The sequence below is a fragment of the Peribacillus sp. GL_122 genome (assembly GCF_057835005.1).
In genome coordinates, this window is sequence record NZ_CM174415.1 from 349,592 (window position 1) to 363,694 (window position 14,103).

At 40.4% G+C, this 14,103-nt stretch carries 13 protein-coding genes; 12 read left to right on the plus strand and 1 reads right to left on the minus strand.

Translation table 11 applies throughout. From position 1 onward, the window contains the following. Window positions 1-15 precede the first annotated feature (15 nt). The 8 genes from AC3ISB_RS01795 (at window position 16) to cuyA (ending at window position 9,606) form a co-directional block, all read left to right on the plus strand. Complete coding sequence (locus AC3ISB_RS01795) at window positions 16-357, plus strand: thioredoxin family protein (protein WP_144553213.1); 342 nt, start codon at window positions 16-18, stop codon at window positions 355-357. Between the two features lie 405 nt (window positions 358-762). Further along, entirely contained in the window at window positions 763-1,962 is a 1,200-nt protein-coding gene (locus AC3ISB_RS01800; protein WP_489276838.1) for an NAD(P)/FAD-dependent oxidoreductase, read from the plus strand. 59 nt (window positions 1,963-2,021) lie between these two features. Continuing rightward, on the plus strand, window positions 2,022-3,425 hold the full coding sequence (locus AC3ISB_RS01805) for an MBL fold metallo-hydrolase (RefSeq protein ID WP_480340284.1): 1,404 nt from the start codon (window positions 2,022-2,024) through the stop codon (window positions 3,423-3,425). Between the two features lie 241 nt (window positions 3,426-3,666). Next, window positions 3,667-4,842: a MalY/PatB family protein gene (locus AC3ISB_RS01810; protein ID WP_489275396.1), complete on the plus strand. Its 1,176-nt coding sequence runs from the start codon at window positions 3,667-3,669 to the stop codon at window positions 4,840-4,842. 63 nt (window positions 4,843-4,905) lie between these two features. Next, on the plus strand, window positions 4,906-6,351 hold the full coding sequence (locus AC3ISB_RS01815; RefSeq protein ID WP_144529401.1) for a sigma-54 interaction domain-containing protein: 1,446 nt from the start codon (window positions 4,906-4,908) through the stop codon (window positions 6,349-6,351). 218 nt (window positions 6,352-6,569) lie between these two features. Continuing rightward, entirely contained in the window at window positions 6,570-8,048 is a 1,479-nt protein-coding gene (locus tag AC3ISB_RS01820) for an amino acid permease (RefSeq protein WP_480340281.1), read from the plus strand. A gap of 95 nt (window positions 8,049-8,143) precedes the next feature. Next, on the plus strand, window positions 8,144-8,521 hold the full coding sequence (locus tag AC3ISB_RS01825) for a RidA family protein (RefSeq protein WP_098373527.1): 378 nt from the start codon (window positions 8,144-8,146) through the stop codon (window positions 8,519-8,521). A 92-nt stretch (window positions 8,522-8,613) separates the two neighbouring features. Then, complete coding sequence (gene cuyA, locus AC3ISB_RS01830; protein ID WP_489275398.1) at window positions 8,614-9,606, plus strand: D-cysteate sulfo-lyase; 993 nt, start codon at window positions 8,614-8,616, stop codon at window positions 9,604-9,606. A 382-nt stretch (window positions 9,607-9,988) separates the two neighbouring features. On the opposite strand, the gene AC3ISB_RS01835 is transcribed toward cuyA, so the two are convergent. Continuing rightward, a complete protein-coding gene (locus tag AC3ISB_RS01835; protein WP_098373529.1) occupies window positions 9,989-10,171 on the minus strand; it encodes a hypothetical protein in 183 nt (60 codons plus the stop codon). Between the two features lie 380 nt (window positions 10,172-10,551). On the opposite strand from AC3ISB_RS01835, the gene AC3ISB_RS01840 reads away from it, so the two are divergent. The 4 genes from AC3ISB_RS01840 to essB all read left to right on the plus strand — a co-directional run bounded on the left by AC3ISB_RS01840 (window position 10,552) and on the right by essB (window position 14,097). Then, on the plus strand, window positions 10,552-11,466 hold the full coding sequence (locus tag AC3ISB_RS01840; RefSeq protein ID WP_480340278.1) for a nucleoside hydrolase: 915 nt from the start codon (window positions 10,552-10,554) through the stop codon (window positions 11,464-11,466). 595 nt (window positions 11,467-12,061) lie between these two features. Then, complete coding sequence (locus AC3ISB_RS01845; RefSeq protein WP_034306171.1) at window positions 12,062-12,352, plus strand: WXG100 family type VII secretion target; 291 nt, start codon at window positions 12,062-12,064, stop codon at window positions 12,350-12,352. 96 nt (window positions 12,353-12,448) lie between these two features. After that, window positions 12,449-12,688 (plus strand): ESX secretion system protein YukD, encoded by a 240-nt coding sequence (gene yukD / locus AC3ISB_RS01850; protein WP_053537134.1) that lies wholly within the window; start codon window positions 12,449-12,451, stop codon window positions 12,686-12,688. A gap of 71 nt (window positions 12,689-12,759) precedes the next feature. Then, window positions 12,760-14,097 (plus strand): type VII secretion protein EssB, encoded by a 1,338-nt coding sequence (essB, locus tag AC3ISB_RS01855; protein ID WP_489275401.1) that lies wholly within the window; start codon window positions 12,760-12,762, stop codon window positions 14,095-14,097. The last annotated feature ends 6 nt before the right edge of the window (window positions 14,098-14,103 follow it).

A 14,103-nucleotide genomic window follows, 5' to 3' on the forward strand; every position in this document is an offset into this window, starting at 1 on the left:
GGGAGGATTGTAATTATGAAAGAGATCAAAACTGAGCAAGAGTTTGATGAGGCGATTTTATCAACAAAACCAGTTGTTGCCAAATTTTATGTTGAATGGTGCCCGGACTGTCAGAATACCAATTTATTCATGCCAATTGTAGAAGAAGCGTATAAAGAAAAAATAGATATGATCGCAGTAAATCGAGACCATTTTCCGGAGCTATTAGAGAAGCTAGATGTGTATGGAATCCCAAGCTTTATTGCTTTTCAAGAAGGGAAGGAACTTAATCGCTTTGTAAGTAAAATCGGAAAAAGCCAGGAAGAGGTTGAACAGTTTCTCAATCAAATCGTAGAAAGTGGAAAATTAAAAAGATAATCATTTACTAGTATTTAATTGGAGGGCGCCTATCCAAAAAGATTATCGTGCCGTTTCCATACAAATCCAATACTGAAACTCAATTAGAGCTGCTCTACTTTGTAACGTTAATCAGAGACCCGCATTAATCTGAAGCCAATAAATATTGAGTAGTTACACAATATTTATTGGGAATATATTCAAAATCACCGATTTTATCATCTTATTTTTTTATAGGAACTATACAGTGTTTAGGGCTAGAAGAGAAGAATAGATAACTTTTAATATAACTTTTTTGCTTTAGGGGATTATGCTCGCATTTGTTGGAGGGGGAGCTGTCGGCGAAACAAGCTAATCATTAATGCTGAAGCGTTAGATTGGTGAGGTACTTTATAAAATTGAGATGAGGTGCTTAGAATGGCAAAGATGAAGGATGAAAACCATTACAAAATTTTGATTGTAGGGGGTGGCAGTGCCGGGATTACGGTCGCAGCTCGTCTCTTGCGTGAATCACGTACTCTGAGCGGAAACATTGCCATCATTGATCCTGCGACGAAACATTATTATCAGCCATTATGGACACTTGTGGGAGCTGGCGAAGCTGACAAAACCGTAACACAAAGGGAGGAAGCATCCGTTATTCCGAGCGGAGCCGTGTGGGTACAGGATGCGGTTAACACATTTGAGCCCGATGAAAATGTTGTTGTAACAGCATCCGGAAAGAAACTGCACTACGAATATCTAGTTGTCGCAGCCGGGATTCAAATTGACTGGCATAAAATCAAAGGTTTAAAAGAGAGTATTGGAAAGAATGGGGTATGTAGTAATTACTCTTATGATTATGTTGATGGCACATGGGAGGCGATCAGAAACTTCAAGGGGGGGACTTCCATTTTCACCAACCCGAACACGCCGGTAAAATGCGGTGGGGCTCCTCAAAAAATTATGTATATGGCAGAAGACTATTTCAGAAAATCGGGAGTTCGCGAGCAATCTTCGGTTATTTTTGTTTCAGGGAACCCATCCATATTCAATGTGAAAAAATATGAACAGGCACTAAATAAAATAATTGAACGAAAAGAAATAGAGACATATTTTATGCATCATCTTGTTGAAATTGATGGTGACAAGAAGCGAGCGACATTTGAAAACCTGAACACAGAAGAGCGCGTGAATATGCAATATGACATGATACATGTGGTACCACCGATGAGCGCTCCTGATTTTATCAAGAATAGTTCGCTCGCGGCAAGTAATGGGTGGCTGAATGTGGACAAATATACACTTCAGCATCAACACTATGACAATGTATTTGGGATAGGGGATTGTACAAACCTGCCTACGTCGAAAACGGGGGCTGCGATTCGCAAACAAGCGCCCGTGCTTGTGCAAAATTTGCTTCATCGGATGTGTGCCAAACTTATGGTTCATAAATATGACGGCTATACATCATGTCCGCTTGTTACCGGATATGGGCGGCTTATACTGGCTGAGTTCAATTATGATTTACAGCCGCAAGAAACCTTTCCAATCGATCAATCCCGTGAGAGGTTCAGTATGTATTTATTGAAGAAAAACTTGCTTCCCATTATGTATTGGAACGGAATGCTTAAAGGAAAGATGTAAAAACGTTGCTAGTCATAACAAAACAAAAGTATCCGAGGTGCTTGAAAGGAGAAGGATTTATGCTATTGAAGTATTTTTATGATGAGAAACTGGCTCAAGCTTCATACCTTGTGGGATGTCAGGCTACCGGTGAAGCGATCATTGTCGATCCGTCACGTAATATAGAGCCTTACATAAAAACGGCAAGAGCACATGGTGTGAGGATCGTGGGCGTAACGGAAACACACATTCATGCCGATTTTTTGTCTGGTTCGCTGGAGCTGGCTTCCAGGCTTGAAACGACATTGTATTTGTCTGATGAAGGAAGGCCGGACTGGAAATATGAGTACGCAACTGGGTATGACCACCGCTTTCTGAGAAATGGAGATGTATTTGCCATTGGAAATATCAATTTTGAGGTGGTACATACGCCAGGACACACACCTGAGCATATATCGCTGCTCGTAACAGATGGGGGTGCGGACCCACTTGGCATATTTACGGGGGATTTTATATTTGTCGGTGATGTGGGGCGTCCCGACTTATTAGAAAAAGCCGTAGGGGTACATGGTTCCTCAGAAAAAATGGCACGCATGATGTATCGGTCATTGCAACAATTTAAAAACTTTCCAGATTATTTGCAAGTATGGACAGGGCATGGAGCGGGCAGTGCCTGTGGTAAAGCGCTAGGTGCGATTCCGTCGTCAACCATCGGCTATGAAAAACGGACAAATTGGGCACTGCAATATAATGATGAAAATCTCTTTGTTGAAGCGCTGTTGGCTGGGCAGCCTGAGGCACCCCCTTATTTTTCAATGATGAAGCGGTTGAATAAAGATGGAGCGCAACAAATCCGAAGGATAGCAGCACCACTTCCAATGATGGGGTCAATAGATACTGTGCAGGAGTGGACGGAACAGGGAATAGTCTTGGATACGCGTCCGGCCAGTGAATTTGCCACCAAGCATATACGAGGCTCAATTAATATTCCATATAACAAATCATTTGTAACGTGGGCGGGGTGGCTGTTGGATTATGACTTACCTATATATCTTCTGGCAAGCAATGCTGATGTTGCAGATATTGTGAAAGATCTCCAGTCCATTGGGTTGGATCGCGTCATTGCAACATTGGATCCATATATCATTGAGCAGGCTGGCGAATCTGATTCACGTGTTATGAAATATGAAGAAGTGACAATGGACATGATAGATGACGCAATTCAAACAGAAAGCATATATGTGCTAGATGTCCGAAGCATGGCCGAATGGAAGGAAGGCCATCTTCCACAAGCTAATCATGTCATGCTTGGCCATTTACAAGAACAGGCACCTAAACTTCCACATGATAAACCAATTTTGGTTTATTGCAAAACCGGAGGAAGATCAGCCATCGCTGCAAGCCTTCTGCAAGTTCATGGTTTTAAAGAGGTACAAAGCCTTGTAGGTGGATATGAGGAATGGAGGAAACAGAAGAAGTTGTGACTCACCAGGAATCTTAATGAATGTTTTGATTTTATCATCTATAAGAAAATATTTCCTAACATTGCAAAAGTGCTAAAGCTTAGGATAAAAGGGTTTTAAAAAAAAAGACCGCGTGTTTAGGGTAATCAAACAAGATATTCTAAGGAAATAAGGAGATTTTATAAGAGAAATGGGTTGGCATGACAATTGCATATATAAAGAGGCAAGGTACACAAGCAAACATGAGAAGGAGAGATACTCGATGAAATATAATTTTGACCAAGAAATCCGTCGACTGAACACTGACTGCGAAAAGTGGGATGATCTTGAAAATCATTTTGGCGTAAAGGATGTTATTCCGATGTGGGTGGCTGATATGGATTTTAAGTCTCCGCAACCAGTCATCGATGCATTGGAACAACGTGTGGTCCACGGTGTATATGGATACACGCTAAGACCGGACTCGTACATGGAATCCATTGTTGGTTGGCTGAAAAGAAGACATCGATGGTCCATTGAGAAAGAATGGATTACCCACAGCCCAGGAGTGATCCCAGCTCTATCGTTGGCGATTCAGTCCTTCACGCAGACAGGGGACAAAATAATTATCCAACCTCCTGTATACCATCATTTTGCCCGTGTAGTCCAAGCGAACGGCCGTGAAATTGTAAACAACCCGCTTAAGCTTGAAAATGGGCGTTATTCCATAGATTTCGAAGACCTAGAGGCAAAGATGGATTCAAAAGTGAAAATGTTGATCCTATGTAGTCCCCATAACCCAATAGGAAGGGTATGGAGCAGAGAAGAATTGACGAGACTGGGGCAGCTTTGTATGAAGCACAATATTCTCGTTGTCGCAGATGAAATTCACTTTGACTTTGTTTATAAAACACATACCCATATTCCTTTTGCTTCTATTTCAGAAGAGTTTGCGAATTATTCTCTTACCTGCATTGCGCCAAGCAAAACTTTTAACCTAATGGGTGTGCAGACGTCAAGTATCATTATTCCAAACCAGCAACACCGTGAAAGGTATAATCAAGAACTTAATACATTATCTATTGGTTCGCCGAACATATTTGGTGTTGTTGCGTTAGAGGCTGCATACCGCTATGGAGAAGAATGGTTGGATCAGCTCCTTGAATATTTGCAGGGGAATCTGGAGTTCACTCTGAGTTACTTCAGCAAAAACATCCCACAAATCAAAGTCATTCAGCCTGAAGGCTCATACCTTGTATGGCTTGATTGCCGGGAATTGGGAGTTGAAGAAATGGATCAATTTATGTTGCGCCGAGCAAGGGTTGCAATGAATGAAGGGCAGATCTTCGGTATGGAAGGTGAAGGGTTTATGCGACTTAATATCGCTTGCCCGCGTTCGATGTTGAAAAATGCTCTGGGTGGCATAGAAAAAGCTGTCTCCTCTTTGTGCAAAGCGTAGAAATTTATTTTATAATAAATTAATTTTATTATTTCATAAAGCGCAATAGCAGAGGAGGATAATATGGCAGGCTTTATCGGCATGCAGCAGTTTATTCAAGATTACGCTGAGAACACAGCAGGAATCCTTGGTCTGGATATAACGGTGCTTGATGAAAAGGGGGTTCGCATTAGCGGAACTGGCTACTATAAAGATCTCATTGGCAAAACGGCTCCGGAAGGCTCCTTTTTCAGAATGATATTGGAAACAGGGGAGCCTGGAGTGGTTTACGATGTGAAAAAAGATGAGTCGCAGTGTAGGAGTTGTAAATTCGTAAATCAATGCAAAGAACTCGCTACCATCGGGTTTCCTATTGTAAAGCAAGACAAACCGGTTGGCGTCATCGGCATGATTGGTTTTTCCCTTGAACAAAAGGAGAAAATGATTATAGAATCAGAGAACCTGATACAGTTTTTACGCAATGTTAGTACATTATTAGTCAATAAATTAGCAATGCTGGACCTTGGTAAAGAACAGGGGTGCAAAATTCAAGAAGATATACCGATACCTACGAAATCTATTACTTTTGAAAACATTCTTGGTAAAGATTCCGGGCTTCAAGATGTTATTAAAAAAGCAAAAAGGATTGTAAACAGTCCATCCACTGTGTTGATTAGGGGAGATAGCGGTACGGGTAAGGAATTATTAGCTAAGGCGATTCATTTTGAAAGCAAGCGCCGAATGCATTCATTTGTGGCAGTTAATTGCGCCGCCATACCTGAAAGCTTGTTAGAAAGTGAATTGTTTGGATACGAGGGCGGATCATTTACTGGCTCAAGGCGGAATGGGAAAATGGGGAAATTCGAATTAGCGCACAACGGAACCATTTTTCTTGATGAAATTGGAGATATGCCGCTTTTCTTGCAGCCAAAGTTATTACGGGTTTTACAGGAAAAAGAGATTGAAAGAATAGGTGGTAATAAATCAATCGAGATTAATGTACGGGTGATTGCAGCCACTCACCGTAACCTGGAGGAAATGGTGAAAAACGGAACTTTTCGCGAGGATTTATATTATCGTCTCAATGTCCTCCCTCTCCATACCAAACCCTTGAAAGAGCGGCGTGATGATATTGCTTTGTATCTCGAACATTTCATTCATAAACATTGTATGATCATGCAAAGGAATCCACTGAGACTTGACCCCATGTTGGAGCGATGGCTTATCCGTTATGATTGGCCTGGGAATATACGGCAATTGGAAAATGCCGTAGAATATATGGTCAATATGGCCGAATCGGATATTGTGGGCTTTCAAGATTTACCTGACTATCTCTTTCAACAGGATCATCTCTCTGTTGAGTGCAGTGGATTAAGCTTAGAACAAATGATTTCAGAATACGAAAAGGACGTAATCCAGAGCTATTTCCTGGCTGAAAAATATCGAGATGATAAAGAACAGATTGCCAGGGAACTACAGATTAGCCTGTCTACTCTATATCGCAAGTTGGAAAAGTATAAATTATGTTAACTTCATCTATTTTACTCAATTAAAATTAATGCGGGAGAGTGCTTATAGCATTTTCTCTTCTGAATTTGAGAGGAGGGGATAAAAGCGGAAGGTAGAGGTATTTTGAAAGTTGACAGAAAATTATAAAAACATTTCAATGAAGAGATTTTTCAAAAGAACAACAAGATGAGCCTGCATACAAATTGTATTTGAACGATGAGTAAAAAGGGGGATACTCTATGGGGAAATTAGAAGCAGAGATTAGTAACACCCTAGAAGAGCGAAATACAAAAGGATCATTACAAAGGAAGCTGCAATCCAGGCATTTAACGATGATGGCTATAGGTGGCGCTATTGGAACTGGATTGTTTGTATCCAGCGGATCGACGATTAGCACTGCGGGGCCGGGGGGAGCGCTTGCTGCATACATTCTGGTAGGAATCATGGTCTATTTTGTCATGAATAGTTTAGGAGAGCTATCGGCCTTCTTACCGGTCCCGGGGGCCTTTGACATCTATGCCTCAAAGTATATTGATCCTGCGTTAGGCTTTGCGTTAGGTTGGAACTATTGGTATACAACCGCGATAACGGTTCCTGCAGATTTGGTGGCCTCTACTCTTATTATGAAGTATTGGTTTCCAGACTCACCTTCTATATTGTGGAGTGCACTATTTCTGGGTTTGTTGCTAATCTTAAATGTTTTATCAGTCAAGGCATATGGGGAAAGTGAATACTGGTTTGCCGGCATTAAGGTCATCTCGATCATCGTATTTCTCGTTATTGGGGTTGCCATGATTTTTGGAATTATGGGAGGACATGCGGTCGGGTTCAGTAACTTTACCCAAGGAGATGCTCCTTTCCATGGCGGGCTTGTATCTATCTTTAGTGTAGTGCTCATCGCGGGCTTTGCGTTCCAGGGAACTGAGGTGATTGCGACGGCAGCAGGTGAAACCGAAAATCCATCGAAAAACGTACCGAAAGCGATTCGGTCAATCTTCTGGCGAATCCTTATTTTCTACGTGCTGACGATCTTTGTTATCGGTTTGATTATCCCTTATACGGATCCAAACCTGCTTAAATCAGGCGTTCAAAATGTATCTATCAGCCCCTTCACTCTTGTTCTTCAGAGAGCTGGGTTGGCATTAGCTGCTTCCTTCATGAATGCGGTGCTTCTTACATCTGTTTTATCCGCAGCGAATTCAGCAATGTATGCTTCTTCACGTATGCTATGGGCACTAGCGAAAGAAGGAAAGGCACCACGGGTCTTTGCAAGGCTTAACAGGAGGGGAATTCCCATGTGGGCCCTTTGTACAACTGCTTTTATAGGACTTGCCTCTTTTTTGGCTTCCCTTTTTGGAAATGGTTCAGTTTTTATTTGGTTGGTAAATGCTTCAGCCCTTACCGGATTTATCAAATGGTTCGGGATTGCCGTTAGTCATTACCGCTTCCGTAAGGCCTATGTAGCCCAAGGCAGAGATCTAAATGAATTGCCGTTTAAAGCCAAATGGTACCCGCTGGGCCCAGTTATCACGCTGTTATTTTTTGTGGTTTTCATTTTTGGACAGACTCTTTTTTACGGAGATCAAATTAGCTGGGCAGAAATTATAGCGACGTATATAGGTCTTCCTATTTTCTTGCTTCTCTGGCTTGGGTATAAAATCATTAAGAAAACAAAAATGGTGCCGCTAATGGAGTGTGATTTTGAGCGCAAAGAATAAGAGGGAAGGCTTGTGTTGAATGTAAGCGTTTTATTTAAAGGAAATTAAATTCAATTCCGTTTTTTAATAGGATTACAAAAAAAGAGGTGGTTTATATGATAAAAGAAACAATCATAACCAATGAAGCTCCCAAGGCGATCGGTCCTTATTCACAAGGAATTAAGGCAGGGAATGTAGTGTATACTTCAGGGCAGCTTCCAATTCAGACTGAAACTGGAGAAATGCCTGATAATATTGAGGAGCAAACAAGGGTGTCATTGGAGAATCTTAAGAAAGTTATAGAAGCGGCGGGATCAAGCTTACAGCAGGTAATAAAAACAACGGTTTTTTTAAGTGATATGAATCACTTTGCCGTGATGAATCAAGTATATGGAGAGTTTTTCCCTGATAATTATCCGGCAAGAAGTGCGGTTGAAGTTGCTCGTTTACCTAAAGATGCTTTTATTGAAATAGAAGCGGTGGCTATTATTTAATTATATATAATTGAAAAGGGAAGATTGATATTCAATTTTCTTTAATGTAATATGGCTAGTCTTAAACAGAAATATCAGGAGGAGTTTTAAAAATGAATTTAGCACAATTCCCCAGACAGCGATATACACCAACAGATACACCCATTGAGAAATTACATCATTTTTCCGAAGTTATTGGTGGTCCTTCTATTTATCTTAAACGAGACGATATGCTTGGTCTGACGGCTGGGGGAAATAAAACAAGAAAACTGGAATTCCTTGTTGCCGATGCATTGGATAAAGGGGCTGATACGTTAATTACATGTGGAGGCATTCAATCAAATCATTGCCGTTTAACATTAGCGGCAGCGGTTAAAGAGAAAATGAAGTGCATTCTTGTGTTGGAAGAAGGTCTTGCAAATTCTGAACCAGATTTTAATGGTAACTATTTTCTCTATCATTTATTGGGCGCTGAACAAATCAAAGTAGTGCCTAATGGGGCGGACTTAATGCAAGAAATGCAGAAAGTGGCTAAAGAGGTAACAGAGAATGGACATAGCCCGTACATCATTCCGGTTGGGGGATCGAATGTCATTGGTGCAACGGGATATGTTGCTTGCGCACAGGAGATCTTGGCACAGTCCTTTGACCAAGGAATTGATTTGAAAGCTGTTATTTGTGTAAGTGGAAGCGGTGGAATGCATGCTGGTTTGGTGGCCGGATTTCATGGAAACCAAAGTGGAATATCAGTAATTGGAATAAACGTAAGCAGAGGAAAAGCTGAACAAGAAGAGAAAGTTTATCAGCTAGTTAAAGAAACCTTAGCACACATCGGCATTTCAAATTCAATTCCTCGTGAGGCTGTTACGTGCTTTGATGAGTATGTCGGACCGGGTTATGCTTTGCCTACACCTGAAATGGTGGAAGCAGTCAAGCTAATGGCAAGAACGGAAGGGATTTTGCTGGATCCGGTATATACGGGTAAAGCGGCAGCGGGACTCATCGATTTAATACAAAAAGGCACCCTTAAGCCTGAGGATAACATTCTATTTGTTCACTCTGGTGGAGCTTCATCGCTATACGCCAATACTTCTCTCTTTAATTGAAATTTGATTATTATATGGCGATAGTGTGAATCAAAAAAACAATAAAATAGAAGGCAAAGGAGCTTCTGATTCTAAGATGCATTTATTTGAAAGAGATATATAGAATCAGCCCCATGAAGCCATACCAAATAGTATATGAATGAACTTCATCTGATTTGGTACAGACTTTAACAATGCTTTCTCCTGCTGTGGGATAGAATATGATGAAAATTTCCGCCTCATTAGAATCATAGTTTTTAAGAAAACATTCACCATAATGTACATGTCCTTTCCTTCCTCATATTCAGTTTTTTTCAGTCGCCGGTTCAATACCAGCGACTTGGAAAGGAAAAGCTCCATTTGGCTAAGCAGCTTCCAGCTTAACCAAATGGAGCTTTTTAAATCAATGTATGGAAACGAATTTACTCCTCAATTCCTCTTCCGTTACTTCGATCTTTCCTTTCAAATCTTCAGCCAGTAATACATAACTTTTCACGCCAATGAATTCTGAATGTGATATTAAAAAGAATTTTGTTCCTTTTTTATACGCAGAAGGAACATCTTCAATCAACTTAAACATTTTCATCCTTTTTCCACCTTGGATATCATAAATTCGTAACGCGTGTATTCATAACTGCTTTTGTAGTAGACGTAATAGCTTTGACAAAGTTGAAAAGGATTGGTCACTACTAAGATACAACTTCTTCTTTTCACTTTTTATATCATTGATATTTATGAGCGGTCAACTATTATTACTGGTAGATACAAGAAGCAGCTGGCATTGTCATTTGTTTGCAAATTAAGAGTATTCCTAACTTTCTGTGGAACTGCCTATCGTTGAATGTTAAAATTCAGTTGGAAAACAGTGTTTCATTATACATAAGAAAGAGAAAAGTGAAGGCAATCAATTTGTTATTTCTCTATTGAAAAAGCTCTCAAAAAGTGATTTTGGAAGGTGTGGAAATATTGAAACCAATCATATTCGATGTTGATACTGGGATTGATGATGCCATGGCGATGGCATATGCTTTAAATTCCCCGGAATTGGAAGTGCTCGGATTCACCACTTGCTTTGGTAACGTGCCCGTTGTTGAATCGACCCGCAATACACTTGCCGTTTTGGAGAAATTAAACAGGCGTATTCCGGTTTTTGAAGGTGCTGACCAAACTTTGGTGCGCGGAAGGAAGAAGAAATATCCGAAGCATGTTCATGGGGAAGACGGGTTAGGAAATACTCTTCAGTTTGAACCAACCATCAAAGCATCACAAGGAAATGCAGCAGATTTCATTATCGATCAAGTGAAAAGCCGACCGCATGAAATTACGATTATTGCAGTTGGACCACTGACTAACATCGCATTGGCGATTAAAAAAGCCCCAACGATCATGTCCTTAGTAAAAGAGGTCATTATTATGGGCGGTGCCGTAAACGTACCAGGAAATGTAACGCCCTATGCTGAAGCGAACATAATATCAGATCCTGAAGCAGCTGATCAGGTATTTGCTTCAGGACTGCCAATCACCCTAGTGGGGCTTGATGTGACACTCCAAACATATCTGTTGAAATCGAAGCTTGATGATTGGCGTGCCACTGGTAAGGAAAGCGCCAAATTTTTAGCGGAAATGACCGATTATTATATGAAAGCATATGAAAACTCCCATCCAGGTTTGGGCGGTTGCGCCCTTCACGATCCGCTTGCTGTCGGGGTTGCGATTGATTCAAGTTTTGTGAATACAGAATGGATGAACGTCAAGGTGGTGACCGAGGGTGAAGAAACAGGCAGGACAATTGGTCAAGAGGATGGCGAACCTAGAATCCGCGTCTGTACGAATGTGGAAAGTGATCGGTTTTTGAAACATTTTTTGGAACGGGTTATTTGATTAAGCAACGTAATTGAATCATGTATTAAGTATAAAGGCCATCACTTTTCCAAAAACCTTTGGGAAGAGATGGCCTGTTTCTGTTGGATATACCGATTCTCGCTATATGACGTATTCCTGCTGTAGCTGAAGTGAGTGGTTGGCCGAAAAAGGGAGTCAGGACAATATATCTTTGCAAAAAAGGTCCCCCGTTCATTCGGATGTCCATTTTGAATGATTTGGGATCGATCAATTATAAAGGCGAACAGTATGGAAACGTTTGATTTTCAGACTTTAATCAAACGTTTGATTAATTTCCTAGAAAAGAAAGTCTAAAGTCACTATTATTATGGTGTAAACCATATTATTCGATAATGGTTCAGAAATATTGGGTATAAGGAACTTTTTTTACCATGAAAAAGTAAAAAGTTAAAAATTAATTAAAAAAAGGGTTTAAATATTTGAGAAAACAGGTACATAGACTTTCATAATGCCATATTTAGGTTTTTTTGCATAATCATAATTTACCATTTTTCGACTTTGCGCTTATTTATATGGCAGAAAATGTATGGTTCTATTAAAATGTACTATATAAGATAAAAGGAGGATTTTTTCTATGTCACAAATTCGTGTAACACCTTCAGAACTGAAAGATGTAGCTAGACAATATGATAATGAGAGCCAACAAGTAACGGATATGATTGGTCGTTTAGATAGAATGAGAGATCATTTAACTGGTATTTGGGAAGGTTCTTCCAGTGAGGCTTTCGTAGGTCAGTACGAAGAATTAAAGCCTTCATTCATGGATATGGCTCGTTTGTTGAATGAAGTTTCTCAACAATTGAATAAATCAGCTCAAATCCTTGAAGACACAGATAATCAGATTGCTAGTCAAATTCGCGGATAATCATTAGGTCAATGAGATAAAGAATTTTCTAGGAAAAAGCGCCGCGACTCTTTATGTAGATCGTGGTGTTTTTTTGCTTTAAAAGAGGTGGTTTCCATATATATTCAACTGACGATCGATTTAAACAGGTATACAGGGGAAGTGTTTGATTTGCAAGTGTCGAATTACCGATCCATCAAGAAGGTTGTGGAAATAATATGGCAGGTAAAGGATATTGCCAGTGCACCTAAAGAAGGCTATTGGGTGCGGGTCCAGAATAAAGAGTTCGTATGTTCAGGTTATGAAACCCTGCTTGATAGCGGAATTACGACGGGGGACCGCCTTGAGATCCTCTAATGGATTAAGTGTGGACTCTTTATAGGAAAAAAGTCTAAAGCCCTTTAGCAGGGGTAAAGGAGTTACATAAAATGGATGAGAAAAAATCCTCATATCTGGAGAAAAAAACAGAAGCTGCAATGATGAAGGATGATAATGGGCATTTGTTAGTTTTCCAACGGGCAAAATTATCGATGCAAGACCCACTGGAATTACAGCTTATTCATGAAGCGGATGATACTCTCCAGAAACATATAGAAGTGACAGAGGACGAGGTGCAGATCAGAGTAAATCCACCAGCCTCTTTTTTTGTTTTTTCCAAAGCTAAAGAAAAAAATCCGTTAAGTAGATGGTTATCGTCTTATCAAATCTTGAAGAAAATCAGGAATCATGAATTGAGTCGCCTGCAACTAGTCGTCTGTCCGGAAAATATCGTTTTTGATTCAGGCTTGGCCCCATTTTTCCTGCATTATGGCGTAAAAGACAGTTTGCCTCCTTATGAGCATGATCAAGATGAGCTATTTAAAGAAACGAAGGCAACGATTTCGGCACTTGTGGATGGGCAGTATACATTCGAAGAGTATTTGCTTTACCATAAAACACTAAAACTATCGAACGAATCACAAAGTATATTGGAATCGGGGACTTGGGATGAACTTTCCACTCTCATTCAAACTCGGATAGAAGCTTTAGAGAAGGAAGAAAAAGCATTTGTGCATATCCCTGAAAAGAAATGGAAAACGGGCCGTTATATACTTTGGGGTACGGTTATCGTTCTAGTGCCACTGCTGTTGTTCGCGATTTACACACTATTCTTCTCCCAACCTAAGCAGGAGGCGTATGTAGAAAGCGGTGAAAGCTTCTTAAAACAAAAATATAGTGAAGTCATTGACCGTTTGGAAAACTATGATCCGAAAAAAATGCCGTATGTCGTTCAGTATGAACTGGCGAAGTCCTACGTCACCTATGAACCGTTGGAGGGAGTAGCTAGGAAAAATGTGGAAAATGCAATCACATTGCAGACCGATAGCCAGTATCTCCTATATTGGATCTATATAGGCAGGGGCATGAACGAGGACGCGATCGATTTGGCGAGAATCATGGAGGATCGCGAATTAATTACATATGGTCTGTTAAATCAGAAAGAACAAATCAAGTTGGACGATAACCTTTCTGGGGAAGAAAAGGAAACGCAAATTAAAGAAATCGATACTGAGTTGTCCGAATATGAAAAGGAACTAAAGGAATTGCAAAAGCAATTGGAGGAACAGCAAGATCAGAACCAGCCTTCAACAGAGGATAAAGGCGCAGCGGAAGCAAAACCTGCTGTAAAAGAAGAAGCGGAAAAGGAATCTGCTTCTGAGGGGAAAGAGGAAAGTAAGGATTCCTCCAATAAATCATCTGAAGAAAAAGAGAAAAGCAAAGAGTGAGCAATG

Coding starts and splice junctions, on each gene's coding strand:
- AC3ISB_RS01835 (WP_098373529.1), bottom strand. CDS start 10,171: ATGAAAATGTTTAAGTTGATTGAAGATGTTCCTTCTGCGTATAAAAAA.
- AC3ISB_RS01800 (WP_489276838.1), top strand. CDS start 763: ATGAAGGATGAAAACCATTACAAAATTTTGATTGTAGGGGGTGGCAGT.
- AC3ISB_RS01845 (WP_034306171.1), top strand. CDS start 12,062: ATGTCACAAATTCGTGTAACACCTTCAGAACTGAAAGATGTAGCTAGA.
- cuyA (WP_489275398.1), top strand. CDS start 8,614: ATGAATTTAGCACAATTCCCCAGACAGCGATATACACCAACAGATACA.
- AC3ISB_RS01810 (WP_489275396.1), top strand. CDS start 3,667: ATGAAATATAATTTTGACCAAGAAATCCGTCGACTGAACACTGACTGC.
- AC3ISB_RS01805 (WP_480340284.1), top strand. CDS start 2,022: ATGCTATTGAAGTATTTTTATGATGAGAAACTGGCTCAAGCTTCATAC.
- AC3ISB_RS01825 (WP_098373527.1), top strand. CDS start 8,144: ATGATAAAAGAAACAATCATAACCAATGAAGCTCCCAAGGCGATCGGT.
- AC3ISB_RS01795 (WP_144553213.1), top strand. CDS start 16: ATGAAAGAGATCAAAACTGAGCAAGAGTTTGATGAGGCGATTTTATCA.
- essB (WP_489275401.1), top strand. CDS start 12,760: ATGGATGAGAAAAAATCCTCATATCTGGAGAAAAAAACAGAAGCTGCA.
- AC3ISB_RS01820 (WP_480340281.1), top strand. CDS start 6,570: ATGGGGAAATTAGAAGCAGAGATTAGTAACACCCTAGAAGAGCGAAAT.
- AC3ISB_RS01815 (WP_144529401.1), top strand. CDS start 4,906: ATGGCAGGCTTTATCGGCATGCAGCAGTTTATTCAAGATTACGCTGAG.